Annotated in this window: 18 protein-coding genes; 14 read left to right on the top strand and 4 right to left on the bottom strand. The window is 66.1% G+C overall.

Annotated elements, in window-relative coordinates:
• Positions 1-420 precede the first annotated feature (420 nt).
• Entirely contained in the window at positions 421-2,787 is a 2,367-nt protein-coding gene (locus tag HLH29_RS15480; protein ID WP_182968307.1) for a TonB-dependent receptor family protein, read from the top strand.
• A 50-nt stretch (positions 2,788-2,837) separates the two neighbouring features.
• Here the strand turns inward: HLH29_RS15480 and HLH29_RS15475 are convergent, their stop codons facing one another.
• Positions 2,838-4,247 carry an amino acid permease gene (locus HLH29_RS15475; RefSeq protein ID WP_246374305.1) on the bottom strand — a complete coding sequence of 470 codons (1,410 nt, stop codon included), beginning with the start codon at positions 4,245-4,247 and terminating at the stop codon, positions 2,838-2,840.
• A gap of 306 nt (positions 4,248-4,553) precedes the next feature.
• Between HLH29_RS15475 and HLH29_RS15470 the strand changes: the two genes are divergently transcribed.
• The 3 genes from HLH29_RS15470 (at position 4,554) to HLH29_RS15460 (ending at position 7,561) form a co-directional block, all read left to right on the top strand.
• Complete coding sequence (locus HLH29_RS15470; RefSeq protein ID WP_220791541.1) at positions 4,554-5,342, top strand: class I SAM-dependent methyltransferase; 789 nt, start codon at positions 4,554-4,556, stop codon at positions 5,340-5,342.
• 46 nt (positions 5,343-5,388) lie between these two features.
• Positions 5,389-6,642: a lipase family protein gene (locus tag HLH29_RS15465; RefSeq protein ID WP_182968278.1), complete on the top strand. Its 1,254-nt coding sequence runs from the start codon at positions 5,389-5,391 to the stop codon at positions 6,640-6,642.
• 139 nt (positions 6,643-6,781) lie between these two features.
• Positions 6,782-7,561, top strand: a complete 780-nt coding sequence (locus HLH29_RS15460) for a sulfotransferase family 2 domain-containing protein (RefSeq protein ID WP_338030260.1) — start codon at positions 6,782-6,784, stop codon at positions 7,559-7,561.
• Positions 7,562-7,626: 65 nt separating this feature from the next.
• Here HLH29_RS15460 and HLH29_RS15455 read toward each other — a convergent pair whose 3' ends face one another.
• Positions 7,627-8,577: a LysR substrate-binding domain-containing protein gene (locus HLH29_RS15455; protein WP_182968277.1), complete on the bottom strand. Its 951-nt coding sequence runs from the start codon at positions 8,575-8,577 to the stop codon at positions 7,627-7,629.
• A gap of 304 nt (positions 8,578-8,881) precedes the next feature.
• Here HLH29_RS15455 and HLH29_RS15450 point away from each other — a divergent pair, with 304 nt between their 5' ends.
• From HLH29_RS15450 to HLH29_RS15420, 7 genes are all read left to right on the top strand, one after another.
• Complete coding sequence (locus HLH29_RS15450) at positions 8,882-11,464, top strand: TonB-dependent receptor (protein ID WP_246374304.1); 2,583 nt, start codon at positions 8,882-8,884, stop codon at positions 11,462-11,464.
• An 82-nt stretch (positions 11,465-11,546) separates the two neighbouring features.
• Positions 11,547-12,707, top strand: a complete 1,161-nt coding sequence (locus HLH29_RS15445) for an amine dehydrogenase large subunit (protein WP_246374303.1) — start codon at positions 11,547-11,549, stop codon at positions 12,705-12,707.
• Positions 12,704-13,321, top strand: a complete 618-nt coding sequence (locus tag HLH29_RS15440) for a thioredoxin domain-containing protein (protein ID WP_246374302.1) — start codon at positions 12,704-12,706, stop codon at positions 13,319-13,321. Before HLH29_RS15445 ends, HLH29_RS15440 begins: the two co-directional genes overlap by 4 nt.
• Positions 13,322-13,369: 48 nt before the next feature.
• Positions 13,370-13,930 carry a methylamine dehydrogenase light chain gene (locus HLH29_RS15435; RefSeq protein ID WP_182968275.1) on the top strand — a complete coding sequence of 187 codons (561 nt, stop codon included), beginning with the start codon at positions 13,370-13,372 and terminating at the stop codon, positions 13,928-13,930.
• 38 nt (positions 13,931-13,968) lie between these two features.
• Positions 13,969-14,484, top strand: coding sequence for a hypothetical protein (locus tag HLH29_RS15430; protein WP_220791540.1), 516 nt, complete (start codon positions 13,969-13,971; stop codon positions 14,482-14,484).
• A 79-nt stretch (positions 14,485-14,563) separates the two neighbouring features.
• Positions 14,564-15,103 (top strand): MauE/DoxX family redox-associated membrane protein, encoded by a 540-nt coding sequence (locus HLH29_RS15425; RefSeq protein WP_182968273.1) that lies wholly within the window; start codon positions 14,564-14,566, stop codon positions 15,101-15,103.
• A complete protein-coding gene (locus tag HLH29_RS15420) occupies positions 15,100-15,666 on the top strand; it encodes a redoxin family protein (protein WP_182968272.1) in 567 nt (188 codons plus the stop codon). Before HLH29_RS15425 ends, HLH29_RS15420 begins: the two co-directional genes overlap by 4 nt.
• A 391-nt stretch (positions 15,667-16,057) precedes the next feature.
• Here HLH29_RS15420 and HLH29_RS15415 read toward each other — a convergent pair whose 3' ends face one another.
• Entirely contained in the window at positions 16,058-17,059 is a 1,002-nt protein-coding gene (locus HLH29_RS15415; protein ID WP_182968271.1) for a zinc-binding dehydrogenase, read from the bottom strand.
• On the opposite strand from HLH29_RS15415, the gene HLH29_RS20015 reads away from it, so the two are divergent.
• Together HLH29_RS20015 and HLH29_RS15405 are read left to right on the top strand one after the other, a co-directional pair.
• Complete coding sequence (locus HLH29_RS20015; RefSeq protein ID WP_338030259.1) at positions 16,950-17,522, top strand: winged helix-turn-helix transcriptional regulator; 573 nt, start codon at positions 16,950-16,952, stop codon at positions 17,520-17,522. The two genes, HLH29_RS15415 and HLH29_RS20015, sit on opposite strands and share 110 nt — an antisense overlap.
• Before the next feature lie 449 nt (positions 17,523-17,971).
• Entirely contained in the window at positions 17,972-19,264 is a 1,293-nt protein-coding gene (locus HLH29_RS15405; RefSeq protein WP_182968301.1) for a DEAD/DEAH box helicase, read from the top strand.
• Between the two features lie 214 nt (positions 19,265-19,478).
• On the opposite strand, the gene gabT is transcribed toward HLH29_RS15405, so the two are convergent.
• A complete protein-coding gene (gabT, locus tag HLH29_RS15400; RefSeq protein WP_182968269.1) occupies positions 19,479-20,750 on the bottom strand; it encodes a 4-aminobutyrate--2-oxoglutarate transaminase in 1,272 nt (423 codons plus the stop codon).
• 263 nt (positions 20,751-21,013) lie between these two features.
• Between gabT and HLH29_RS15395 the strand changes: the two genes are divergently transcribed.
• Entirely contained in the window at positions 21,014-22,696 is a 1,683-nt protein-coding gene (locus tag HLH29_RS15395; RefSeq protein WP_182968268.1) for a Na+/H+ antiporter, read from the top strand.
• Positions 22,697-23,028: the final 332 nt, after the last annotated feature.

The raw sequence follows: 23,028 nt of genomic DNA, 5'->3' as shown, positions 1-23,028 counted from the left end.
AAAAATGAAACATAATGTATTCACAAATGTGTCATATTTGCCGCATCATTAAAGAATGAGAGGCGAGCATCTTCCGGGTCTGTTGCATTTTCATCTCGGATTACGCTTGATTTAGTCCCAATGGCTGCCCGCGGATGCCGGCGGCCACAATCCCAGTGGAATGCGACGAAGGGAGCCCGGGCGCCTGACATGACCGACATCGTTCCAGGTGCTTCCCGCCGCGATTCCTGATCCGCCAAAACGCGGCGCGACGATCCCGTCCGACGCGATCGACAAGGGGGCATGACGGTCCCGCGGGCTGCCGCACGGCGCCGCGCGCGGGCGCGCGTGCCCTATCCTGACAAGGTGAGTATGACCAGACAGACCGGATTTCTCCGACGCCACGGCCGATCGTTCCTGCTGGGATCGGCTTCCCTTCTGATGGCCTCGGCCAGCCTGCCCGCGCTTGCCGCCAGCGGCGAGAACGGCAAGGCCCATGCCCGCCATCGTGCCGCTAAGGCGGCGCATCATGCTTCGGCCGCCGCTGCCGCGCAGCCGGCCGCCGCCGCCCGTCCGGCGGCACGCGTCCGTGCCGAGGCCGAGACGGTCGAGGTCAGCGGCGCGCGTTTCCATTCGCGCGGGGCGGAAACGGCCGTGACGCGCGCCACCATGGACCAGTTCGTGGCCGGCACCAGCCCGCTCCAGGTGCTGGCACTCACCACCCCCGGCGTCAGCTTCGGCTCGGACGACGCGCTGGGCCTCGATACGGTGGCCAGCACGCTGTATATCCGCGGCTTCAACCAGACCCAGATCGGCGCGACGCTGGACGGCATCCCGATGGGCGGCCAGGGATTCCATAACTGGAACGGCCTGGGCGTCGACCAGATGGAAATCCAGGAAAACCTCGCCGGCATGACGGTGTCGCAGGGCGCGGGCGCGCTGGACACACCCTCGGCGCAGACGCTGGGCGGGGCGATCACCTACACCTCCGCCGATCCGCTGGACAAGGCGGGCGGCCGTGTCAGCCAGAGCTTCGGCAGCTACGACGCCTTCCGCACCTTCGCCCGCGTGGACAGCGGCGTTCTGAATGCCACCGGCACCAAATTCTACGCCTCCTATGCCCGCACCGCGCAGGATCTGTGGAAGGGTTTCGGCGACCAGCAGGAACACCAGGCCAATTTCAAGCTCGTGCAGCCGCTGGGCGACAAGGGCAAGATCACGGCCATCTTCGACTACTCGAACTTCATCCAGTACAATTATCTGGGCCTGACCAGGAACATGTGGGAAAAGATGGGCCGTGACACGACCTATCTGAAGCCCGATTATGCGCTGTCCAAGGAATGGGCGGCCAATGCCCAGGCGGGCACGGTGCCCACCAACCTGCAGGGCGTGCTGACGCCGGACGAAATCGGCGACTACGCCTATGACGGCACGCAGACGCAGCGCAACTACCTGTCAGCCATCAAGGCCGACTATCAGTTCTTCCCCAACGTGCTGTCCAAGACCGCGGCCTACGCCCACGTCTCCAGCGGCGATTACAGCGGCACCAATCCGTTCCTGATCTCGCCCACCTCGCAGGTGCCGATGGCGCTTGAAACCGGGCACGTCGACGTCCGCCGCATCGGCTTCACCCAGAGCTTCGACATCACCGTCAACAAGAACGACATCAAGACCGGCATCTGGTACGAGAACGACACGTTCAACTACGCGATGCGGATGTACGAAGACGGCGTGGACGCGGCGCACAATTCCAAGAGCGACTTCAAGGCCTCGCAGGCCACGACCTGGTGGGCAGATTCGTTCAACACGAACACGTTCCAGTACTATTTGCAGGACACCTACCACATCATTCCGGGCATGACCGTCACCGCCGGCTTCCGCTCGCTGCTGCAGACGACGCATGGCGGCACCAGCGTCGACAATACCAGCAGCCTGTCGGACTGGGGCGTCTATTACAGCCATCCCGCGTCGGGCAGCATGACGGCGGCCAATGCCTTCCTGCCGCACTTCAATTTCGATTATCACTTCCTGGATCATCATGAAGTGTATTTCGACATTGCCGAGAACATGCGCGCCTACGATTACGGCACGCAGAGCGGCAGCGGCAATCCGTGGGGCGGCCTGGGCAATGCCAGCAACCCGGCGCAGGCCGTGTTCAACGCCAACAAGAACAAGCTCAAGCCCGAGCGGACATGGAACTATGTCGTCGGCTATCGCTACGATTCGAAGTTTTTCTCAGGCAGCGTCGATTACTACCACACGGATTACTACAACCGTCTGGCGGCGATCACGGCCGGTCCCACCGGCGCCCAGTACAGCTCGATCGAGAATATCGGGCGTGAGAGCATGAACGGCGCGGACGTGATGGGCACCATCCGTCCGGTGCGCGGGCTGGAGATTTCCAACAGCTTCAGCTGGAACGACGCAGTCTACGAAAATGCGAATCTGCCCTACAAGGGCAAGCATCAGGTCTTCTACCCGAAGTTCATGTACAAGGCGAACCTGTCCTATACCTATCGTCAGGCGACCTTCAACTTCAACGCGACCTACAACAGTGCGCGGCCGATGACGTATATGAACGACGTCAAGATCCCCGCCTATTGGACGTCGAACCTCAGCGCCGCCTACAATTTCGGGCGCATCGGGTTCGCCAACAACCTGAAGGCGACCCTCGGCATCACCAACCTGTTCAACAAGAACTATATCGGCGGTGTCTACGGCGCGGCGTCCGTCTCGGGTGACGACAACCCGGTCCTGTACGTCGCGGCCCCCCGCGAGTTCTTCGGCACGGTTTCCGCCGAGTTCTGAAAAACGACGACCGCCGGCCGGATGGTTCGATCCGGCCGGCACCCCGGCCTTCAGCCGGTCTCTGCGATCGCGGTCGCATCGTTTCCGCCGGGCAGTGCTGTGTTATCGGCCCGCCCGGCCCCGCGCAGGGTCAGCGTCGCCCGCTCGGCCAGCATGATCAGCCCCAGCGTCAGCGCCCCCAGCACGATCTCGCGCCGTGTGCCGGGGCTGGCGACCAGCATGGTCAGCAGCGACATCACCAGCGTGGCCAGCGTGGCATAGGACAGGAACGGGAAGCACCACATCGGCAGCGCCGGCCGCGCGCCCCGCGCGATGGCCTCCCGCCGCAGCCGGATCTGTGCCAGCGCCACCAGCACATAATCGAACAGCACGAACGTGCCCGTGGCACTGACCAGGAAGGCGAACACGCTCCCCGGCGCCGCCATCCCCGCCAGCGCCACGATCACGGCCACCGCGCTGCCGGCCAGGATCGCCACGCGCGGCGTGCCGTTGCCGCCGCGCGCGCCAAAGCAGCGCGGCGCATCCCCGGCCTCGGCCAGTTCGCGCAGGATGCGCGAGGTGATGTACAGGCCCGAATTCAGCGCCGAGAGCGTGGCCACCAGCATCACCGCCGTCATCAGCATGGGGGCATAGGGCAGGCCCACATGCTCCAGCGCCGCCAGGAACGGCGAATGGCCGGGCACGATCCGGTTCCACGGCATCAGGCACAGGATCAGCCCGATCGATCCCAGATAGAAGACCAGGATCTTGATCACGACCGACCGCGCGGCCCGGCGCACGCTGTCGGCCGGATGGCTGGATTCGGTGGCGGCGATGGTCGTGATCTCGGTCCCGGACATGGACAGCATGATGGCCGGAATGCTCGCCATCAGCGCAAAGCCGCCATGCGGAAACAGCCCGCCGCCCGCCGTCAGGTTGGCCACCATGTCGACATGGCGGTGCCCCACCCCGGCCAGCACGGCCACGCCAAGCGCCATGAACAGCACGATGGTCAAAATCTTGGTCATGGAAAACCAGTATTCGAATTCGCCATACCCCCGGACCGAGAACAGGTTGATCGCAGTCATGGCCCCCAGCACGGCACATTCGATCGCCAGGAAGGGCAGGGGCACGAACGGGGCCAGGAAACTGGCGCCGGCAATCGTCTCGATCCCCAGGATCGTCGCCCACATCACCCAGTAGGTCCAGCCGCCGATGAAAGCGGCACGCGCCCCCAGCCCCCGGCGGATATGCGCCACGAACGACCCGGCCTGGGGCGCCTCCACCGTCATTTCCCCCAGCATGCGCGTGACGCACAGGATGATCAGCCCGCCCAGCAGATAGGACAGGAAGACCCCCGGCCCCGCCGTGGCGATCGACGCGGACGAACCCACGAACAGGCTGGCGCCGATCACCCCGCCGATCGAGATCATGGCCACATGCCGCTTGTGCAGGACGGAGGGCGCGGGCTGTTCGGTCATCGGCGTGGTGTCCTGTCCTGCTCTTCCGGGGCCTGTCCGGTCCGATTATAGATATCGGTATCGAAATGTCATGGGCGGGAACGGGGGGGCAGGAACGGGGGGCGGGAACGGGGGCAGGAACGCTCGGGCGGGCGGGCCGTTGAATCCGGTCATGTCCCATGGCCTTTCGCCTGTTCCCAATCGGTTTTATGCTCCTCGCAGGTCCCGGCAGGGCAGGCCGATCCGGCCCCGACCCTCCCGGCGGTTGACAGGGCGGCAGACCGGCCGCCGGCGCGCCGCAGTGGCGCGGGTATGGAGAAACAAGGCATGGCCGTTCGCAGTCTTCTCGCCACCGTCATGATGGGTACGGTTGTCGCCGCCGCCATCGTGCCGGCTTGCGCGCAATCCCCCCTCTATCAGGGCCGGCGCGGTGCCGCGGTCGGCATCGCCGCCGCCGTCGCCAGCAAGGACCGGCCGGACGAGGACGTCGCCCTCGATGCGGATCGCAAGCCCGCCAGCCTGCTCGCCTTCGCCGGCCTCAAGCGCGGCATGAACGTCGCCGACATCATGCCCGGTAAGGGCTATTTCACCCGCCTGTTCAGCAACGTGGTCGGTGGCGACGGGCATGTCTGGGCCATCGTCCCGACCTGGCTGGTGACGAAGAAGCCGGCGGCGGCCGATGCGGTCAACGCCATTGCCGCCATGCCGGTATTCGCCAATGTCTCGGTCCTGGTCCAGCCGCTGGACGCGATCCAGGTGCCGAAGCGGCTCGACCTGGTGTGGACGTCGCAGAATTATCACGACATCTATTATGCCGGCGGGCCCGACGCCGCGCTGGCGTTCGACAGATCGGTCTTCGCCGCCCTGCGTCCGGGCGGCGCGTTCATCGTGATCGACCATGTGGCCAATCCCGGGGCAGGGGGCGACGTGGCGAAGCTGCACCGGATCGACCCGGCGATCATCCGCCAGCAGGTCCAGGCCGCCGGCTTCCATTTCGAAAGCGAGAGCAAGGTGCTCGCCAATCCGGACGATACTCACGACCTGCCGGTCTTCGATCCCGCGATCCGCGGCCATACCGATCAGGTCGTGCTGAAATTCCGCAAGCCGGCGCGCTAATTCCCCCGCGCCGGCCGGGCGCGACAGCAAGGATCGGGGCCATGTCATGAACCTGCGTTCTCTCCTGATGGCGGCATGTCTGCCCGCTCTTGCCGCCTGCCAGGCCGCGCCCCTCCGCGCACCGCCGGCCCCCGCCATCCGCGCCGCCGGCACGCTGACCGGGCAGGCGCCGCTCGACCCGGCCGACGGCGTTCCGGGGGCGGGGCAGGCGCTGGCCATCACCTATCTCTCCACCGACGGGGTGACGGGCACCGGCCTCGTGCCCGTCACTGGCGAGGTCCTCTATCCCGCCGGTTCGCCGCCGCCCGGCGGCTGGCCCATCGTCGCCTGGGCGCATGGTACGGTGGGCATCGCCATGGCCTGCGCGCCCTCGCGCAATCCGCATTCGGTGCGGGACCAGGATTATCTGGGCGCGTGGCTGCACCGGGGCTTCGCCATCGTGGCGACCGACTATCAGGGGCTGGGCAGCGGCGGCACCCATCCCTACCTCAACGCCCGCGCCGCGGCCTACAGCGTGCTGGACGGCGTGCGCGCCGCCCTGTCGGGCCTGCCGCACCTGCGCAATACGGTCATGATCGTCGGCCAGTCGCAGGGCGCGGGCGCCGCCTTCGCCGCCGCGTCCTATGCGCCGTCCTATGCGCCGGCGCTCGACATCAGGGGGACGGTGGCGACCGGCATTCCCTACATGACGCCCCAGATTGCGAAGTCCCTCATGGCCGGGCCCCACGGCGCGGCGGGAAAGACGCCAAAAGGGGAGGTGGACCCGGTTGTGGCCTATGCCCTGCTGATCGCGGCATCGTCGGCGGGTCTCGACCCGTCCTTCGATCCGGCCGAAGCCTTCACCCCCCGGGCGATGCACGCCTTCCACGCGGCGTCGCAACAATGTCTTCCCGCCCTGCTGGACATCGTGCGCGATGACGGGCTGACGCGGGCCAACAGCTTCCGGCCGACCCTGCCGCGCGCCCTGGCTCCCGCGCTGAAGGCCATGGCCTTTCCAACCCTCAAGCTGGCGGCGCCGCTTTTCGTCGGGACGGGCAGCGAAGACCGCGACGTCGCGCCCCAGGGGCAGCTCCTGCTGGTGCGCGACGCATGCCGGGCCGGCACGACGGTGCAGGCCCATCTCTATCGGGGGCTGGATCATTCGCAGACGGTGATGGCGTCGCTGCCCGATTCCGCTGCCTTCACCCGTTCGGTCATGGGCGGCACGCCCGTCACGCCGGACTGCGCACCCGTCGCACGCCGGCCAGAGGCCGAACCGAGAGAATCCGGCAAGAATATGTCTTCCTTATCAGGAGAATAGAGAAAGACAGGCATCGCGCCGAAGAATGATTTCCACTTGTACAAATAATTTCCAATTGTAACGTGATGGGCTTCATGGCTTTCCATGCCCGTTTCTGCTGCTAGGGTCCTGTTCACCTGTTTCGACCGGAGGACAAATCGTGGCTGCCCACCAGAAGACGATGTCACCCCTGCCGGCGGTCAAGGAAAGCAGTGCCTTCGACCGGGCGCCCGTCGCCTCGTCTTCCGCGCGGGCCTTCGCGCATGTCACCCGCCTCATGGGCTTCCGCCTGCCGACCGACATCCATGAATGGACGGCACGGGCCGGCATCCGCCTGCCCATGGGCGTCAAGCGGCGCGAGCGCATGGCGCTGATCGCCCGGCGCGGCGTCCTGTTCGTCCATGTGCCCAAGAATGCCGGGACCTCGATCGCCACCGCGCTGTATGGTCGCACGCTCTCGCACGAATCCATCCGCTATTTCCAGGGCGTGGTGCCGGGCCTGGTGCGCGACCTGCCCAGCTTCGCCATCCTGCGCGACCCGGTGGAGCGGTTCCTGTCGGCCTACAGCTATGCCCGCAACGGCGGCACGCGCGACCGCATGGTCGCATCCGGCTTCCGCGACCGCTATATGGGCTTCCAGTCGCTGGACGATGCGCTCGATCATGTCGAACAGGCCCGTTCGGTCTACGGGATGGACCATATTTTCCGCCCGCAATCCTGGTACGTCACCGGCCGGGCCGGCCAGCCGGCGGTGCGCCACCTGCTGCGCATCGAGGATGTCGCGCACCTGTCCGACCTGATGCCGGAACTGGGCCCCATCCGCCTGCCGCGCCTGAATGAAGGCCGGCCCCATTCCCTGGTGCCGACCGACCGGCAGCGGGCACGCATCCAGGCCATCTACCGCCAGGACATCGCATTGTTCGACCGCCTGAGAGCCTGACGGAAAATGCGCGCTGGCGGCGAGCCAGCCCGCATTTTCGGTCAGGTTCTGACGCCCCGGCTGCTTCAGCTTCCGGCGGCGGCGGCAGGCGGCTCCTTGGGGGGCAGAAACGCCCCTGCAACATGCATCAGCCAGGACCGCAGCCGCATCAGTGCCGGGCGCTCCCAGCTGTTTTCGGGGATGAACAGCGTATAGGCACCGATCGCAACGCCGTCGAACGGCGCCTCCGGCGGCCCCACCCGCACCAGCGTTCCGTTGCGCAGATCGTCTTCCAGCAGAAACGGATTGGCCAGGGCCACGCCCTGTCCCTCCCGCGCCGCCGCCAGTACCAGATGGGCATGCCACAGCCGCACCGCCGGGATCATGGAGGGCGCCGCCACGCCCTGCCGGGCCAGCCAGGTCAGCCATTCGTTGCTGTCTTCCTCGGCCAGAAGCGGGTGCGACAGCAGGTCGCCGACCGCGCGGATCGGCCCGGCCCGGCGCAGGAAATCCGGACTGGCGACGGGAAAGACCGGCGGCCGGGCCAGTTCCGCCCGGCGAATGCCCGGCTGCGATTCGTGGGGCTTGCCGTCGATCTGGTAGCGGATATCGGCATCGACACCGTCGGACCAGAAGCGCGCGCGCGCGTCGGTCGGGCGCAGCAGCAGGTCGATATCCGGATATTCGGCGCGGAAACTCCCCAGCCGGCGCACCAGCCAGTGAAAGGCGAAGCCCGGCACGCACCACACGCTCAGTTGTGGCAGGTCGCCGGCGCGCAGCGCCTCGGTCGCGCGGGCGATCTCGTCCAGCGCCGTGGCGATCCGGTCGTGATAGATCCGGCCCGCCTCGGTCAGCCCGCCGCCGGCCCGGTCCAGCAGCGGCACCCCGGCCCATTTTTCCAGCGCCCGCAGATGGCGGCTGACGACGGCGTGATCGATCTGCAGCCATTCGGCCGCGCGACGGATGCCGCGCGTGCGGCCGAACGCATCGAAGGCACGGAGCGGTCCAAAGGGCGGAAAATTGCGTCTGTCTGCCATGGCATGCCGGAAACGGGAGGAAACGAACGGGTCTCCGGAACAGGATAGTGGTGCCTTTTGGTCACCACAATGGCAACGAAGGCAACTTTTACATATTATTTCGATGGATTAACGGGTGTGTCACGGGTGCATCTGTTTCACCAAAAGCGGACGTCCCGGAACAAATTGTCTTGTCAACGGAACTTTCTTGTTTCGAGACTGAATTGAAGCGGGCAACCGGGGATTCGGGGACGCGCGACGCGGCGTTTTGGGGGAAAGACGGCATATGCGATCAGGACGGGTTTCGGTGCGAAACGGACAATTCTTGCGTGCGCGACTTCTCGGAACGGCGGTCCTGGGCGGTGTCATCGGCAGCATGATCGGCGCCCCGGCATTCGCCCAGACGGCGCCCCAGCCCGCCACGTCATCGGCCCCGTCCGCGAAGAAGCCGGTCCATGCGCGCCACGGCGCGGCGAAGGCCGCGACGCCCGCCGCGTCGTCCGGCGGCACGCATGTCTCCGTGCGCCCCACCGCCGCTCCCCGCGCGGCGGCCGAGGCGCTCGACGTCACGGCCAGCCGCCATGTCTCGCACGGCGCCGAAGCCAGCATCAGCCGCGCGATGCTGGAATCGCAGGTCGCGGGCACGAACATTCTCAAGGCGGTCGGCCAGTTGCCGGGCGTCAGCTTCAGCTCCAGCGATCCGCTCGGCATCGATACCTGGGGCACCAGCGTCTATGTGCGCGGCTTCTTCCAGGATTCGATCGGGATGACGCTGGACGGCATCCCGCTGAACGACCAGACCTACACCAGCGTCAACGGCGTCAATATCGCCGATGCCTGGATTTCGGACGACATCGCGGGTGTCGAGACCTCGCAGGGCGCGGGCGGCGTGGACCTGCCGGGCAATTCCAGCCTGGGCGGCACGATGCGCTTCCACACCGCCGATCCCAAGGACAAGGTCGGCGCCAAGGTGTCGCAGGTATTCGGCAGCTACGGCACGCTACGCACCTATGCGCGCGTCGACAGCGGCGCGCTGAACCAGACCGGGACGAAATTCTACACCGCCTACTCGCGGTCGGACGAGCGGAAATACGATGCCGACACGCCGGGCTTCATGCAGACGGTCAACGGCAAGCTCGTCCAGCCGATCGGCCATGACAGCCGGATCACCGCGATGTTCAACTGGAACGACGCCGAGGTCTGGGGCTACGCCGACAAGTCGCTGAGCATTCTCAAGAACGCCGGCTGGCGGACCGAATCCTGGGCGCCGAACTACCGGGGCGCCTACAATGCTTCCGAATATGCGTGGATGAATGGCGCCGGCAACAGCGGCACCTGCACGCCGGCCTGTACCGGCCCTGGCACCTATGATGTCGGCAGTGGCACGCCGCTGGTCTTCCCTGCCGGTACCACGCCCACCATTCCGGCCTCGTGGCAGAACACGAACGAAGGTGTCGGCACCGCCTATTACGACGCGGGCCAGTCGACGCGGGATTATCTGGGCGGCATCGACGCCGACCTGGCGCTGACCAACGCCCTGCGCTGGAACACGGTCTTCTACGCCGGCGCGTTCGACGGTAATGCGACCTATGGCGATCCCTGGACGCAGTCGCCGGGCACCGGTGCGCCGCTGTCGGAAGAAGTGTGGCAGAATGCCTATCGCCGCTTCGGCTTCACCAGCGCCTTCACCTGGCATATCGGTCGCCACACCATCAATGTCGGCGGCTGGTACGAGAACAATTCCCAGCGCGCCGGCCTGTACTGGTACAACGAGCCGGTCTACGGCCAGGGCGCCCCGCTGAAGACGGTCGGCCCCTACACCACCTATGGCGCCGCGTTCCAGCAGGGCTACGGCTTCACGTGGAACACCAACAGCTTCCAGTTCCATGTCATGGACGCCTGGCGTCCGGTGGAGGGGCTGACGGTGACGTACGGCTTCCGCTCGATGCTGCAGACGACAGCGGGCGGTGCGAACTACGGCAATGTCGATGCCGGCTACGGCACCGGCGTCGGCGTGGATTCCGGCCTGCCCAGCGGATCGATGACGTCGGCGGCCGCGTTCCTGCCGGCGGTCAACCTCGATTACCATTTCGGGCGCGGTCACGAAGTCTATTTCGACTTCGCCGAGAACATGCGCCCGTTCATGGTGGCCCCCTCGGGTGGATCGGTCTCGCCCTGGGCGGTGTCGTCGCAGGACGCGTTCAAGGCCCTTCAGCGCAGCCTGCCGAACGAGCGTGATTTCACCTATGTCGTCGGCTACCGCTACACCTCGCGCAAGCTCCAGGCCTCGATCGACGGCTATCATTCCGACGTCTACAACCGCCTGATCTCGGCCTCGGTCGGTTCGCTGAACAATCCGATCACCTCGGTGGTCAATTCGAAGCACGCGGTGATGTGGGGCATGGACGCCGCGCTGACCCTCCAACCCTTCGAGGGGCTGGCGCGCGGCCTCGCCTGGACCAACTCGATCAGCTACAACCACTTCACCTATGCGGACCACGTCAATATCTGCCCGCTCGCGGGCGATTGCGACATCAAGGGCACCAAGATGCTCGCCTATCCGCAGGTGATGTACAAGACCAGCCTGTCCTACGAGTACAAGGGCGCATCGGCGCATTTCGATGTGAATTACTACGGCAAGCGCTATTTCTCGTACATGAACGACACCCACATCTCGCCGTACTGGATGGCCAATCTGGGCGCCAAATACCGCTTCGGCAATCTCAGCGTGCTGAAGAACGTGACGCTGGCGTTCGAGGTCTATAACCTCTTCAACCAGAAATATATCGCGATGATGGGCGAAAACGGCTTCCCCATCGGCGGCCAGTCCGGCGACGGCGGCGACTACCAGTCGCTGGAGCGCGGCGCGGTGCGCGAATATTTCGGCACGATCAGCGCCGAATACTGATCAGGGACGCATGTCCGGGCCATGCGGTCCGGACACGCCACGTTCAACAGGGGGCAGGAAAGCCGCGATGGTGGGTTGGAACATGAAGACCACATGCTGCGCTGCAATGGCCGCCATGCTGGCAGTGCCGGCGGGCAGCGCCCTGGCCGCGTCGCCGGTCCTGCAGGCCGAACAGAGCGACGTCGCGACCCTGCCGCCGGTCGGCGCGCACTGGGTCCTGCCCGCGACCGACCGCGAGTCCTACACGATCTACGATGCCGATGCCGGCAGGATCCTGGGCACGGTGCCGGCCAGCATCCTGGGCAATATCGCGCTCTCGCCCGACCGGCGGACCTTCTATGTCGCCGACACGATCTGGTCGCGCGTCGATCACGGTACGCGGCAGGACCTGATCCAGGAATATGACGCCCACACCCTGGCCCTGCGGCGCGAGATCACGCTGCCGCCCCGCGCGCTCGCGGTCTACAAGGGCCAGGATTTCGATGTCAGCCCTGACGGAAAATGGGCCTATGTGTTCGACATGAGCCCCGCAACCTCGGTCACGATCGTCGATCTGGCAAAGGGCGCGGTGGCCCATACGGTCGACATCCCCGGCTGTGCCCTGGTCTTTCCATGGAAGCAGGGCGGATTCTCCAGCCTGTGCGGCGACGGCTCGCTGACCAATGTGGGCTATGCGGGCGACAAGCCGACCGTCACCCACAGCGCCCAATTCTTCGACGCCAATAACGACCCGATCTTCGAGCAGGGGCTGGTCGACCACGCGACCGGCCAGGCCCTGTTCATCTCCTATACCGGCAAGGTCTACAACGTCACGCTGGGCCAGAGGCCCGACATCGCCGCCCCCTGGTCGATCCAGGCAGCGGCCGGCCAGCCCGTCGCCGGCACAGGCGTGCAGGAACAGGCCTGGCGCCCCGGCGGCAAGCAGCCCTTCGCCTGGAACCGCGCCAGCGGCCATCTGTTCGTGCTGATGCATGTCGGCCCGCACTGGACGCACAAGACCGACGGCACCGAGGTGTGGGAGCTCGATCCCACGCACCACACGCTGCTGCGCCGCATCGACCTGCCGCAGCCCGCGCGCGGCATCGCCGTCAGCGGTGACGCCGCCCCGCTGCTCTACGCCACGTCGCAGGACGGCATCATGACGGTGCTCGACGCCCGCACCGGCGCCGTCCGCCGCACGGTCGAGGCCCATGCGGAATCGATGATCGTGGCGCCGGACCTCATGCCCGGTCATAACGGATGATGGACCAGCCTGCGTCGATCACCGTCCTGGCCTGGGCCCAGGCGCTGGACTGGCTGCTGCTGCTGGCACTGGTGCCGGTGCTGGGGCTGCTGTTCCGCCGCATGCGCCATCTGTTTGCCAAGGTCGCCCCGGTCGGCGCGCTGATGACGTCCGGCGGCCCGGCCCCCGGCCAGGCGCTCCCGGCCCACCCCCTGCGCGCGCTGGACGGCACCATGCTGACGGTGGGCGGCACCCAGCCCGAGGGTACGCGCACGCTGCTGCTGTTCGTGTCCGGCACCTGCCCCATCTCGCGCAAGATGCTGCCCATCGCGCAGGATTTCGTGCGGCGCGAATCCATCGCCTTGCTGTGCCTGGGCGACGATACCGACGCCATGCAGCAGGATCTGGTCGCCCGCTTCGGGCTGGCGCCTTCACGCTTCGTCAACGATCCCGAGATCGGGCGCATCCTCGGCATCGACAAGCTCCCCTTTGCCCTGCTGCTCGATGCATCGGGCACGATCGTGGCCAAGGGCCTGGTCAATAACCGCGAACATCTCGAAAGCCTCGTTGTGGCCGGGGAAACGGGCCACGTCTCGGTGCAATCCTATCTGGACGCGCGGCCCCACGCGGCATGATCCCGCCGGCTCGCCCCGGCCTCCGGACCCTTCAGGAGTAACACGCCAATGCCGGTTTCCTTCCTCGACACGCTGGGCGAAGCCGTCACGCGCCGGCTGGCGGCCCGCTCCTCGCGGCGCGGCGTGCTGGGGCGCATGGGGGCCGCCATGGCGGTGGCCCCCGCCTTCCCGCTGCTGCCGGTACGCCGGGCCGACGCCGCGCCGACCCCCGCACCCAACCCGGCCGCCACCCTGACCGATTTCGAGCGCCGGGCGCAGGGCAGCGACCCGACCAAATGCAATTACTGGCGCCACTGCGCCATCGACGGCGTGCTGTGCGGCTGCTGCGGCGGCGGCATCCACACCTGCCCGCCGGGCACCGAACCGTCGCCCGTCTCCTGGATCGGCACCTGCCGCAACCCCGACGATGGCCGCTCCTACGTCATCGCCTATCGCGACTGCTGCGGCCGCAATATCTGCGCCGCCCCCAAATCCTGCGACTGCAACACCGCCGATCGCGAAATGCCGATCTACCGCCCCCAGGCCAGCAACGACATCATCTGGTGCTTCGGCACGGCCTCGACCGCCTATCATTGCTCGACCGCCGCCATCATCGGCCAGGCCGGATGAAGGGCAGGGGCGCCGCCCATGGGGGGCGCCGGACGACGATGCGTCAGCGCTTCCTGATCCTCTCCCTCGTCATCCTGCCGGCCCTCGCCGTGCTGGGGCTGGCTCGCGCCGCCCCCATGGCGGGCGCGCTGCCCGTCATCCCGGCGACGCAGGGCCATTATCTGATGGGCTGCGGCGGCTGCCACGGCATACAGGGCCGTTCGGGGCGCGAGGTCGTGCCCGATCTCGCCGGTCAGGTCGGCTATTTCCTCTGCACGCCCGAGGGGCGGGATTATCTCGTCCGCCTGCCCAACGTCGCCTTCGCCAACCTCTCGTCGGAGGATCTGGCCCGGATGATGAACTTCGTGGTCTTCACCTTCGGCGGCGCCAGCGTGCCCGCCAACAGCCGCCCCTACACCACCGCCGAAATCGCCGCCCTGCGCGCCAACCCCCTGCGCGTGGCCGACCTGCACGGCTACCGCGAGCAGATCGTGCGCGCCGTCACCCATGCCTGCCCGGCCGCAGCCGGCCTGCACGGCTATGATGTGGCGCAGGCCGCGCGCGAGGGCCAATAATGGCGCCCCGAACAGGGCAGGCGGCAGACCGGAAACGGACGAGGCAGATGACAGACTCTTTCCATCACAGGGCCCACGCATGACCGGCCTCACCATCCTCCCTCTGGCCGGCACGCTGCTGGCCGGCGGCATCGGCACGCTCCTGTTCGCCGCCGGCCTCGCCAAACTGCGCGATCACGACGGCTTCCTCACCACACTGGCCGCCTACCGGCTCGTGCCCGCCGCCCTGCTGGAATCCACCGCCTGGGCCCTCGCCGGTGCCGAAACCGCCGTGGGCGTCACCCTGCTGGCCGGCCTCGCCCCCCTCACGGCCAGCCTCGGCGCCGCCCTGCTGTTCGCAATGTTCGCCCTCGCCATGGCCATCAACCTGCTGCGCGGCCGGACCGACCTCTCCTGCGGCTGCCTGCCCGGCATGGCATCCGCCCGCCTGTCCTGGGCCGCCGTCGCCCGCAGCGCCCTGCTGGCCCCTGCCTCCCTGTTGCCCGCCCTCACGGGCCAGCCCGCTTCCCTGCTGCTGCGCTACCAGGCGCTGGCCGCCGGCGCCTGCCTGCTGGCGCTCGCCCTCGCCCTGTCGCACCTGATATCGGCCATCCCCGGCCCCGAGGAACATTCCGCATGATGACTGCCCTGATCGTGTCGCAGGTGCTGCTGTTCGCCGCCATCGTCGCCCTGGTGCTGGTGGTGCTCGCCCTCGCGCGCCAGATCGGCATCCTGCACGAACGCATCGCCCCCATCGGCCAGCAAAACCCCCAGCGCGGCCTCGATGTCGGCCAACCCATCCCCCGCATCACCATGCGCACGCTCGACGGCACCCCCTTCCCAGTCGGCGAACGCCTGCCCGCCGGCACCATCCGCATGCTCCTCTTCGTCGGCGCCGACTGCCCCGTCTGCAAACGCGTCCTGCCCATCGCGCTCGACGTCGCCCGCGAACGCGGCCTAGACCCCGTCCTCGTCGGCGATGGCGCCCCCCCCGAACTCACAGCGATGCGCGACCGCCTCGCCCTCACCAACATCCCCTTCATCACCGGCGTCGAACTCGGCCTTGTCCTGCAAGTCAACCGCCTCCCCACCCTGGTCCTGCTCGACGACAACGGCACCATCCTCGCCCGCGACGTAGTCAACACCCGCCGCCAGGTCGAAGCCCTGCTACCCACCGTCGCCGGCCGCTCCGTGGCGGCGTGAGGCACGGCCAGGGCTTTGCCCTGGACCCACCAAAGGGCAGTCGCCCTTTGGAAACCCATTCGATTGGGCACGGAAAGGTTCAGTCCGTTTTCGCCTCAAAGCAGACTTTTCACCGCTATGTTCGTTTTTTGAAAGCAGTCATTCTCCGTCGCTCTTTGGTCATGTTTCCGACGGCCTTGCTGCATGCCGGCACCGCTGATGGGCTGAAAAAGCGGCCGAAGATCACCCTGAATTTTAGCATCGGCCCTTCTGGCCCCTGCTTACGGCCCCCGCTTTCAGCCGGTCCGACGCATCTTCTCTCCAGCCCGGTGGTAGTACCGTCACCTGAGTCCTCGCCAATTCTGGCGTCCACTGGACATGTTCGGTAGCTGATCCATTCGGGTGATGCACATCAGGCTGCCGGTGTAAGAATGGCCTTCGCTCCAGGTCTGGTCTCATACGCCATAGCTTCTGTTATCTGATCGAGGCTGAACTTCTTTCCCGGACGTGTCCTGAACATCGGGTCGGCGATGATATCTGCGAGAGACGTCAGCGCGGCACGAAGCTTCTGGGTGTCCTTGACGGTCCTGCTGTTGAAATTGCTGAATCCCTTCATCGTGAGCTTCCTTGCTACGAAGAGCACGGATGGAACCGAGATCGGGCTTGCTCCACCAAGGAAGCCGTAAAACGAAACGGTGCTGTTTACCGGCAGATGAGGAGCGATCCGATTGATCAGTTCTCCTCCAATGCCATCGAAGACAGCCGTTGTGCCGAGCTGTTCTGCAAGCGTGGCAAACTGACTTTCAAAATCATTCGATTCCGTAACAAGCACATGCTCTACACCAAATCTACGAAGTTCTTCGCCAGCCTGCTCGGAGCGTACCAGAGCGAGCAACGGGATATGCTTTCTCCGGGCAATCGCCGTGATGGCGAGGCCGGTCGCAGAAGCGCCCGCCGTCACGATCAGGCCTTTGTGTCCTTCGCTCAACATCTCTTCCACAAATGCGTACCCGGTCATCGCATTGACCAGAGAACCGGAATAATCCTCGACTGCAACGCACTCGGGAAGAATAAGGGCGCTGGTATAAGGCACGACGGCTTGCTCGGACCACAATCCGACAATATGCGGGCTCGGCGTCAGCGAGCGGTAGAGCGCCACATTCCTGCCCGCAAACTCCGCCGGGACATCGTTGCCAATGGCGCGCACTTTGCCGGACGAAGAGGCTCCCCAGATTTCATAAAGACTGGTTTTCAACCCCGTGGTAATCGTCGGTCTTGAGAGGAAGGCTTTGTCCCCATGGTTAATGGCGGAGGCAACAATGTCCACCAGGATGTGTCCGCTTGGAGGAAAGGCGGGCGTTGGGACCTCGCGCACCTCAAGCTGGCGGGTTTCCGTGACGCAAATGGCCTTCATCTTCGAGGTCTCCTTTGCTCGATCCAGTCTGGATCGACTTCGACGACCATCGAAATCGAAACACTTACCTTACACAAGTGCGGATATTTTTGTTAGTGTAAGCGCTATGCAGCTCACTACCCCATGTCCTGTGGCATTTACGTCGAAGATCCTCGGCGGACGATGGAAAGCTCGTATCGTGTGGTCACTCATTCGGAGCCAACCGTTACGGTTCTCTGCGATACGAAGAGCCTGTCCGCCGATCAGCGACCGCATGCTGACAAAAGAACTGCGCCAACTGGAGGAATGGGGACTGCTTTCCCGCAAGGAATATCCCGTGATCCCGCCGAAGACGGAATACCGTCTAACCAATCTTGGCGATACGCTGCGGCCGATCATGCAGTCGATGGCCGACTGGGGGCTTTCTCATCGGTCCGAGATCGTGGACGGGCTTGGCGGCAGTGATCAGGAGGCCGATGTTTAGCTTCCCAGATCGGTTGTGCGCATGCCGAGCGGCAAATGAGGATCACTCGGCCTTCATCGACGTGAAATCCGCACGATGGACGCCACTCAAACCTGCTGCGTCCCCGTTTCTGCACCAGATGGTATCATCTCGTGCCCTGCGTGACACCTGCGTGCACGTCTAAATTGCTTTCGGGTCTGATTTTGGTCGGCACCGGTTCAGTCAGGTAGGTAACGTTCCAAGGAACCGGGCTTCCGATCCGTGACGCGGATGTCCGACTATCTCTTCTCGCTGCCGAAAGCCGACCGACCGTTCACCCCGCAAAGCGGTCTTGGCAGTACAGCTTGTCCACCGCCCCTCATCCCCGGCGTTGACGCAATACAGCATCCCCCGTAAGAACTCCGCGTCCCCAACCAGCGAAGCCCGAACAGGCGCAGCCTTGACTTAAGCGCCGGAGGCGCCGCTTGACCATGTCCATGACGTTCGCCGACCTCTCTCTGGCGCCGAGCCTGCTGAGCGCACTGGCCGAGGAAGGGTATGTCACCCCCACCCCGATCCAGGCCCAGTCGATCCCGCTGCTGCTGGAAGGCCGCGACCTGCTGGGCATGGCCCAGACCGGCACGGGCAAGACGGCCTCCTTCGCGCTGCCGCTGCTGCATCGCCTGGCCGCGTCTCCCCGCCCGGCGCCCAAGGGCGGGGCCCGCGTCCTGGTCCTCGCGCCCACGCGCGAACTGGTCTCGCAGATCGCGGACGGTTTCGAAAGCTTCGGTCGCCATCTCAACTTCAGCGTGACGACGATCTTCGGCGGCGTCAGCCAGTTTCACCAGATCAATGCGCTCAAGGAAGGCGTGGACATCATCGTGGCCGCGCCGGGCCGGTTGCTGGACCTGATCAACCAGGGCCTGTGCGACCTGTCGCAGCTCGAGGCGCTGGTGCTGGATGAGGCCGACCAGATGCTCGACATGGGCTTCGCCAAGCCGATCGAGCGCATCGTCGCGACGCTGCCCAAGGACCGGCACACGGTGCTGTTTTCGGCAACGATGCCGAAATCCATCGCAGCACTGGTCGAAAGCCTCCTGCGCGACCCGGCGAAGGTCGAGATCGCCCCGCCCTCGACCACCGTCGACCGGATCGAGCAATCGGTCATGTTCGTCGATGCCGCCGACAAGAAGGCGGCATTGCTGGAACTGCTGCAAACGCCCGGCATCGGCCAGGCCGTGGTCTTCACCTTGCAGAAGAACATCGCCAACGAAGTCTGCGCCTTCATCACCGAGGCCGGCATCACGGCCGAGGCCCTGCACGGCAACAAGTCGCAGGGCCAGCGGGAGCGCGCGCTCGATGCCTTCCGCGCCGGAACCGCGCAGGTCCTGGTGGCGACGGATATCGCAGCGCGCGGCATCGACGTCGATACCGTCACGCATGTTTTCAACCATGACCTGCCGAGCCTGCCGGAAAGCTATGTCCACCGCATCGGCCGCACCGGCCGCGCCGGGCGCAACGGCTTCGCCATCACGCTGTGCGATGCCGAGCAACGCGCCTGGCTGCGGGATGTGGAACGGGAAATCGGTCGCACCCTGACCGTTCAGGACGATCATCCGTGGCACTCGGAAGCGGCGCGCAACTCGACCATGCGTCCGCCCCTGCTGGGCGGCGCGCCGCCCAAGGAAGCCAAGCCGCAGGAGAAGCGCGAACGCAAAGTCTGGACCGAGGAAGAGAAGCAGGCCGCGCGGGCAGCAGCCAAGGCGACTGCCGGAGCAGCCTGATCAGGCTGGCGCTGCCCTTGAACCCACCAAAGGGCAGTTCGCCCTTTGGAGCCCCATTCGTTATCAAATGATTGGGGTGCAGGGCCTCAGGCCCTGCCGGGTCCAGGGCAGAGCCCTGGATTCAAGCCCTCCCGGCAAATAGTCCGGGAAAAGAAGAGGCTGTTCCAAAAAATCCCGTTAAAAACGGATCTTTCCAAAACACCCTACCCACATTTCACCCCGCCAGAGCCTGCTCGATAATCGCCAGCCCCTCCTCGATCACGCTGTCAGGCGCGGTCAGGGGCACCAGAATGCGAACAGTCTCGCCCAGCACACCGCAAGACAGCAGGATCAACCCACGTTCGGCGGCACGGGCGCAAATGGTGCCGGCGCCACCTTTACGCGGGGTCTTTCCGTCGGCTTCCAGAATATCGAAGCCGATCATCGCACCGGGCCCACGCGCGGCGCTGAAGGGCACCAGGCCCGGCTTGCCGTGCAGCGAGTCCAGCCGGTCGCGGATGCGCGCGCCGATCACGTTGGCGCGTTCCACCAACCCTTCCTCGGCAATCACGTCCAGCACCGCCAACCCGGCGGCGCAGGCCAGCGGCGCGCCGGCATAGGTGCCGCCCAGCCCACCGGGGCCGACAGCATCCATCAGCTCGGCCCGGCCGATCACGCCCGACAGCGGCATGCCGCCACCCAGCGACTTGGCAACGCACACCAGGTCGGGCGCCACACCGGAAAGCTCGATGCCGAACAGCTTGCCGGTGCGGGCAAAGCCGGTCTGCACCTCGTCGGCAATCAGCTTGATCCCGTGTGTGTCGCAGACCGCGCGCAGGGCTTGCAGCAATTCGGTGGGGGCGGGGCGGAAGCCGCCTTCCCCCTGCACGGGCTCGATGATGATGGCGGCAACCTGCGTCGGGTCGATATCCGCCGCGAACAGCAGGTCGAGCGCGCGCAGACTGTCGGCAACCGAGATATCGCCGGCCGGGAAGGGCAGGTGATAGACCCCGCCGGGCATGGTGCCGAACGGCGCCTTATAGGGCTGCACCTTGCCCGTCAGGGCCGAGGCCAGCAGCGTGCGGCCATGGAACCCGCCGGTAAAGGCCACCACGCCGCTGCGCCCGGTGGCGGCGCGGGCGATCTTCACCGCGTTCTCGGTCGCTTCGGCGCCGGTCGTGAACAGGATGGTCTTGGCCGGGCCGGGAAAGGGGGCCAGCGCGTTCAGCCGCTCGGCCAGCGCGATATAGGATTCATAGGGCGCAACCTGGAACGCGGTATGGGTGAACAGGTCCAGCTGCCGCCGCACCGCCTCCATCACCTTCGGGTGACGGTGGCCGACATTCAGCACCGCGATCCCGCCGGCAAAATCGACGTAGCGTCTGCCCTCGACATCCCACAATTCGGCGTTTTCCGCGCGGGCGGCATGGATGGTGGTGGCCGAGCCGACGCCGCGCGGCACAGCCGCCTCGCGCCGCGCCTGAAGGGCGGAATTGCTGGATGACATGGTCGCCTGTCCTCGTTGTCTGAAGGGCCTGATCGCGGGGGGAGGGGCGCCGCCACCGACGCCATACCGACGGCGCTTGTACTGCCCGCACGCCTGGCGCGGGAGACGCCTTGTCGGTCGCGGGTGGTGCCTTTCTGTCACCATCCTGTCATGGCCGCCTCAGATGGTCAGCATAGGGGGGCGTGTGTATGGTGCGCGCACTTTGGACCGGGGGTGGTGCCTGCCTCGCGCGCCGAAGCGGGGGCACGAGCCCGGGACCGCCCATGCATGACGTTATCCTCAGCCTGATCCTGTTATTCGTCGCGGCCTTCAGCAGTCTGGCCGCCCGCCTGATGCCCGTTCCGGTCCCCTTGCCATTGTTGCAGATCGCCCTGGGCGTGCTGGGGTCGATCGCCGGGCTGCATGTCACGCTCGACCCGGACATGTTCATGCTGCTGTTCATCCCGCCGCTGCTGTTCCGCGATGCGTTCCATATGCCGATGCGCGAATTCGGCCAGTTGCGCACCATCATCTTCGCCCTGGCGGGGCCGATGGTCCTGGCGACGACCATCCTGTGCGGCTACGCCATTCACTGGATGCTGCCCCCCATGCCGCTGCCGGTCTGCTTCGCGCTGGCGGCGGTCCTGTCACCGACCGATGCCGTGGCCGTGGGCGGCATGCTGGGCACATCGGTGCCGCGCACCATCGTCCATATGCTCGAAGGCGAATCCCTGCTGAACGACGCATCGGGCCTGGTCTGCTTCCGCTTCGCCACCGTCGCCGCCATGACGGGCGCCTTCTCGCTCCGCGGCGCGCTGACCACCTTCAGCCTGCTGTCGCTGGGCGGCATCGCGATCGGCATCGCCGTCTGCCTGGCGGCGGCCCGGCTGGACAAGATCCTGCTCGCCCGGGGCTATGACGATCCGCCGACGCAGATCACCTTCATGCTGCTGCTGCCCTTCGCCGCCTACATGTCGGCCGAAGCAGTCGGCTGCTCGGGCATTCTGGCGGCGGTGGCGGGCGGCATGACCATCAAGCTGACGGGCGTGCTGCAGGAAACCCAGATCACGACCCGCCTCCAGGCCCGCACGATGTGGGACATGGTCGGCTTCATCTTCAATTCCGTCATCTTCCTGCTGCTGGGCCTGCAACTGCCGGCACTGGCGACCAACGGAATGGCGCTGGTACGCGCCGCCGACCGCTCGCCATGGATGCTGCTGCTGCTGATCGTCGCCATCCATGCGGCGATGTGCATCCTGCGCGCGGCCGGGCTGGCGCTGATCCTGGGCATCGCGGCCTGGCGCGCCCGGCACGATCACGGCGTGTTCCGCTGGCCCGGCTGGCGCGGATTGCTGGTCAGCACCGTCGCGGGCGTGCGCGGCGCCGTCACGCTGGCGGCCGTGCTGTCCCTGCCGCAGGCGGCAGAGGGTGTTGCGGGTTTTCCGGCGCGCGACCTGCTGGTCACGGTGTCGGTGGGGGTAATCCTGGTGTCGCTGCTGACGGCCAGCTTCTCGCTACCGTGGCTGACCAGTGGCCTGATGGACGGAATGGTCGACCCCCAGGCGCGGGAAGTCAGCTGGGCGCGGCTGGTCCTGGTGCGTACGATGCTGCGCGCCATGCGTGACGAGCAGCAGACCCTGACCACGCGCGCCAAGACACGCGACGAAGCCGGCGAAATGCGCATCGAGATCATCGCCCGATTGATGCAGGAATACGAAAACCGCCTGAACCAGCTCCGCCGCAACAGCAATGGCGAGGCCAGCGTGGCCCAGATCACCTCGATCCGCCGCATGCGCCTGGAACTGGCCCTGCGCCTGAACAACCTGCGCACCTCGCGGATCGAGCTGCGCAACCTGCGAGACGCCCAGTATATCAATGACGAGACCGAATCCCTCCTGATGCAGGAGATGGATTACGAGGAGCAGGTGCTCAGGAACCGGGCCCGAAGCCTCCCTCGCGTCAACTGAAAGCCTGCCCGTCACCGCGCGCTGGTGGCGGTCCGACGCGCGTTTCCTGCGCTCCAATGCTCATGTGTGGACGGCCCTGGGAAAGCAAGAGGGATCTGGCTGATATGTGAGGATCGGAGCGATTGCGGTCATGTGTCCGGCCTGTTGGTGCGGGCTCATGCCCGCGGGCCCAGATGGGTTCCGCGATCCGGCTCCAAACACAGCCACGACCTTGATGGCCTGTGTTGGGGTGGACGGCCCCCACGGCATCATGTGCCAAGGTTCAGGGGGTCATCACACTGAACCCAGGAGCCGCCCATGAGCGAGTTTAAACGCATTGCCATCGACACGTC

This window comes from Gluconacetobacter tumulicola, from assembly GCF_014174215.1.
Classification (GTDB): domain Bacteria; phylum Pseudomonadota; class Alphaproteobacteria; order Acetobacterales; family Acetobacteraceae; genus Gluconacetobacter; species Gluconacetobacter tumulicola.
The sequence above is the reverse complement of the archived record's forward strand: the minus strand, read 5'-3'. Positions and strand labels throughout refer to the sequence as shown.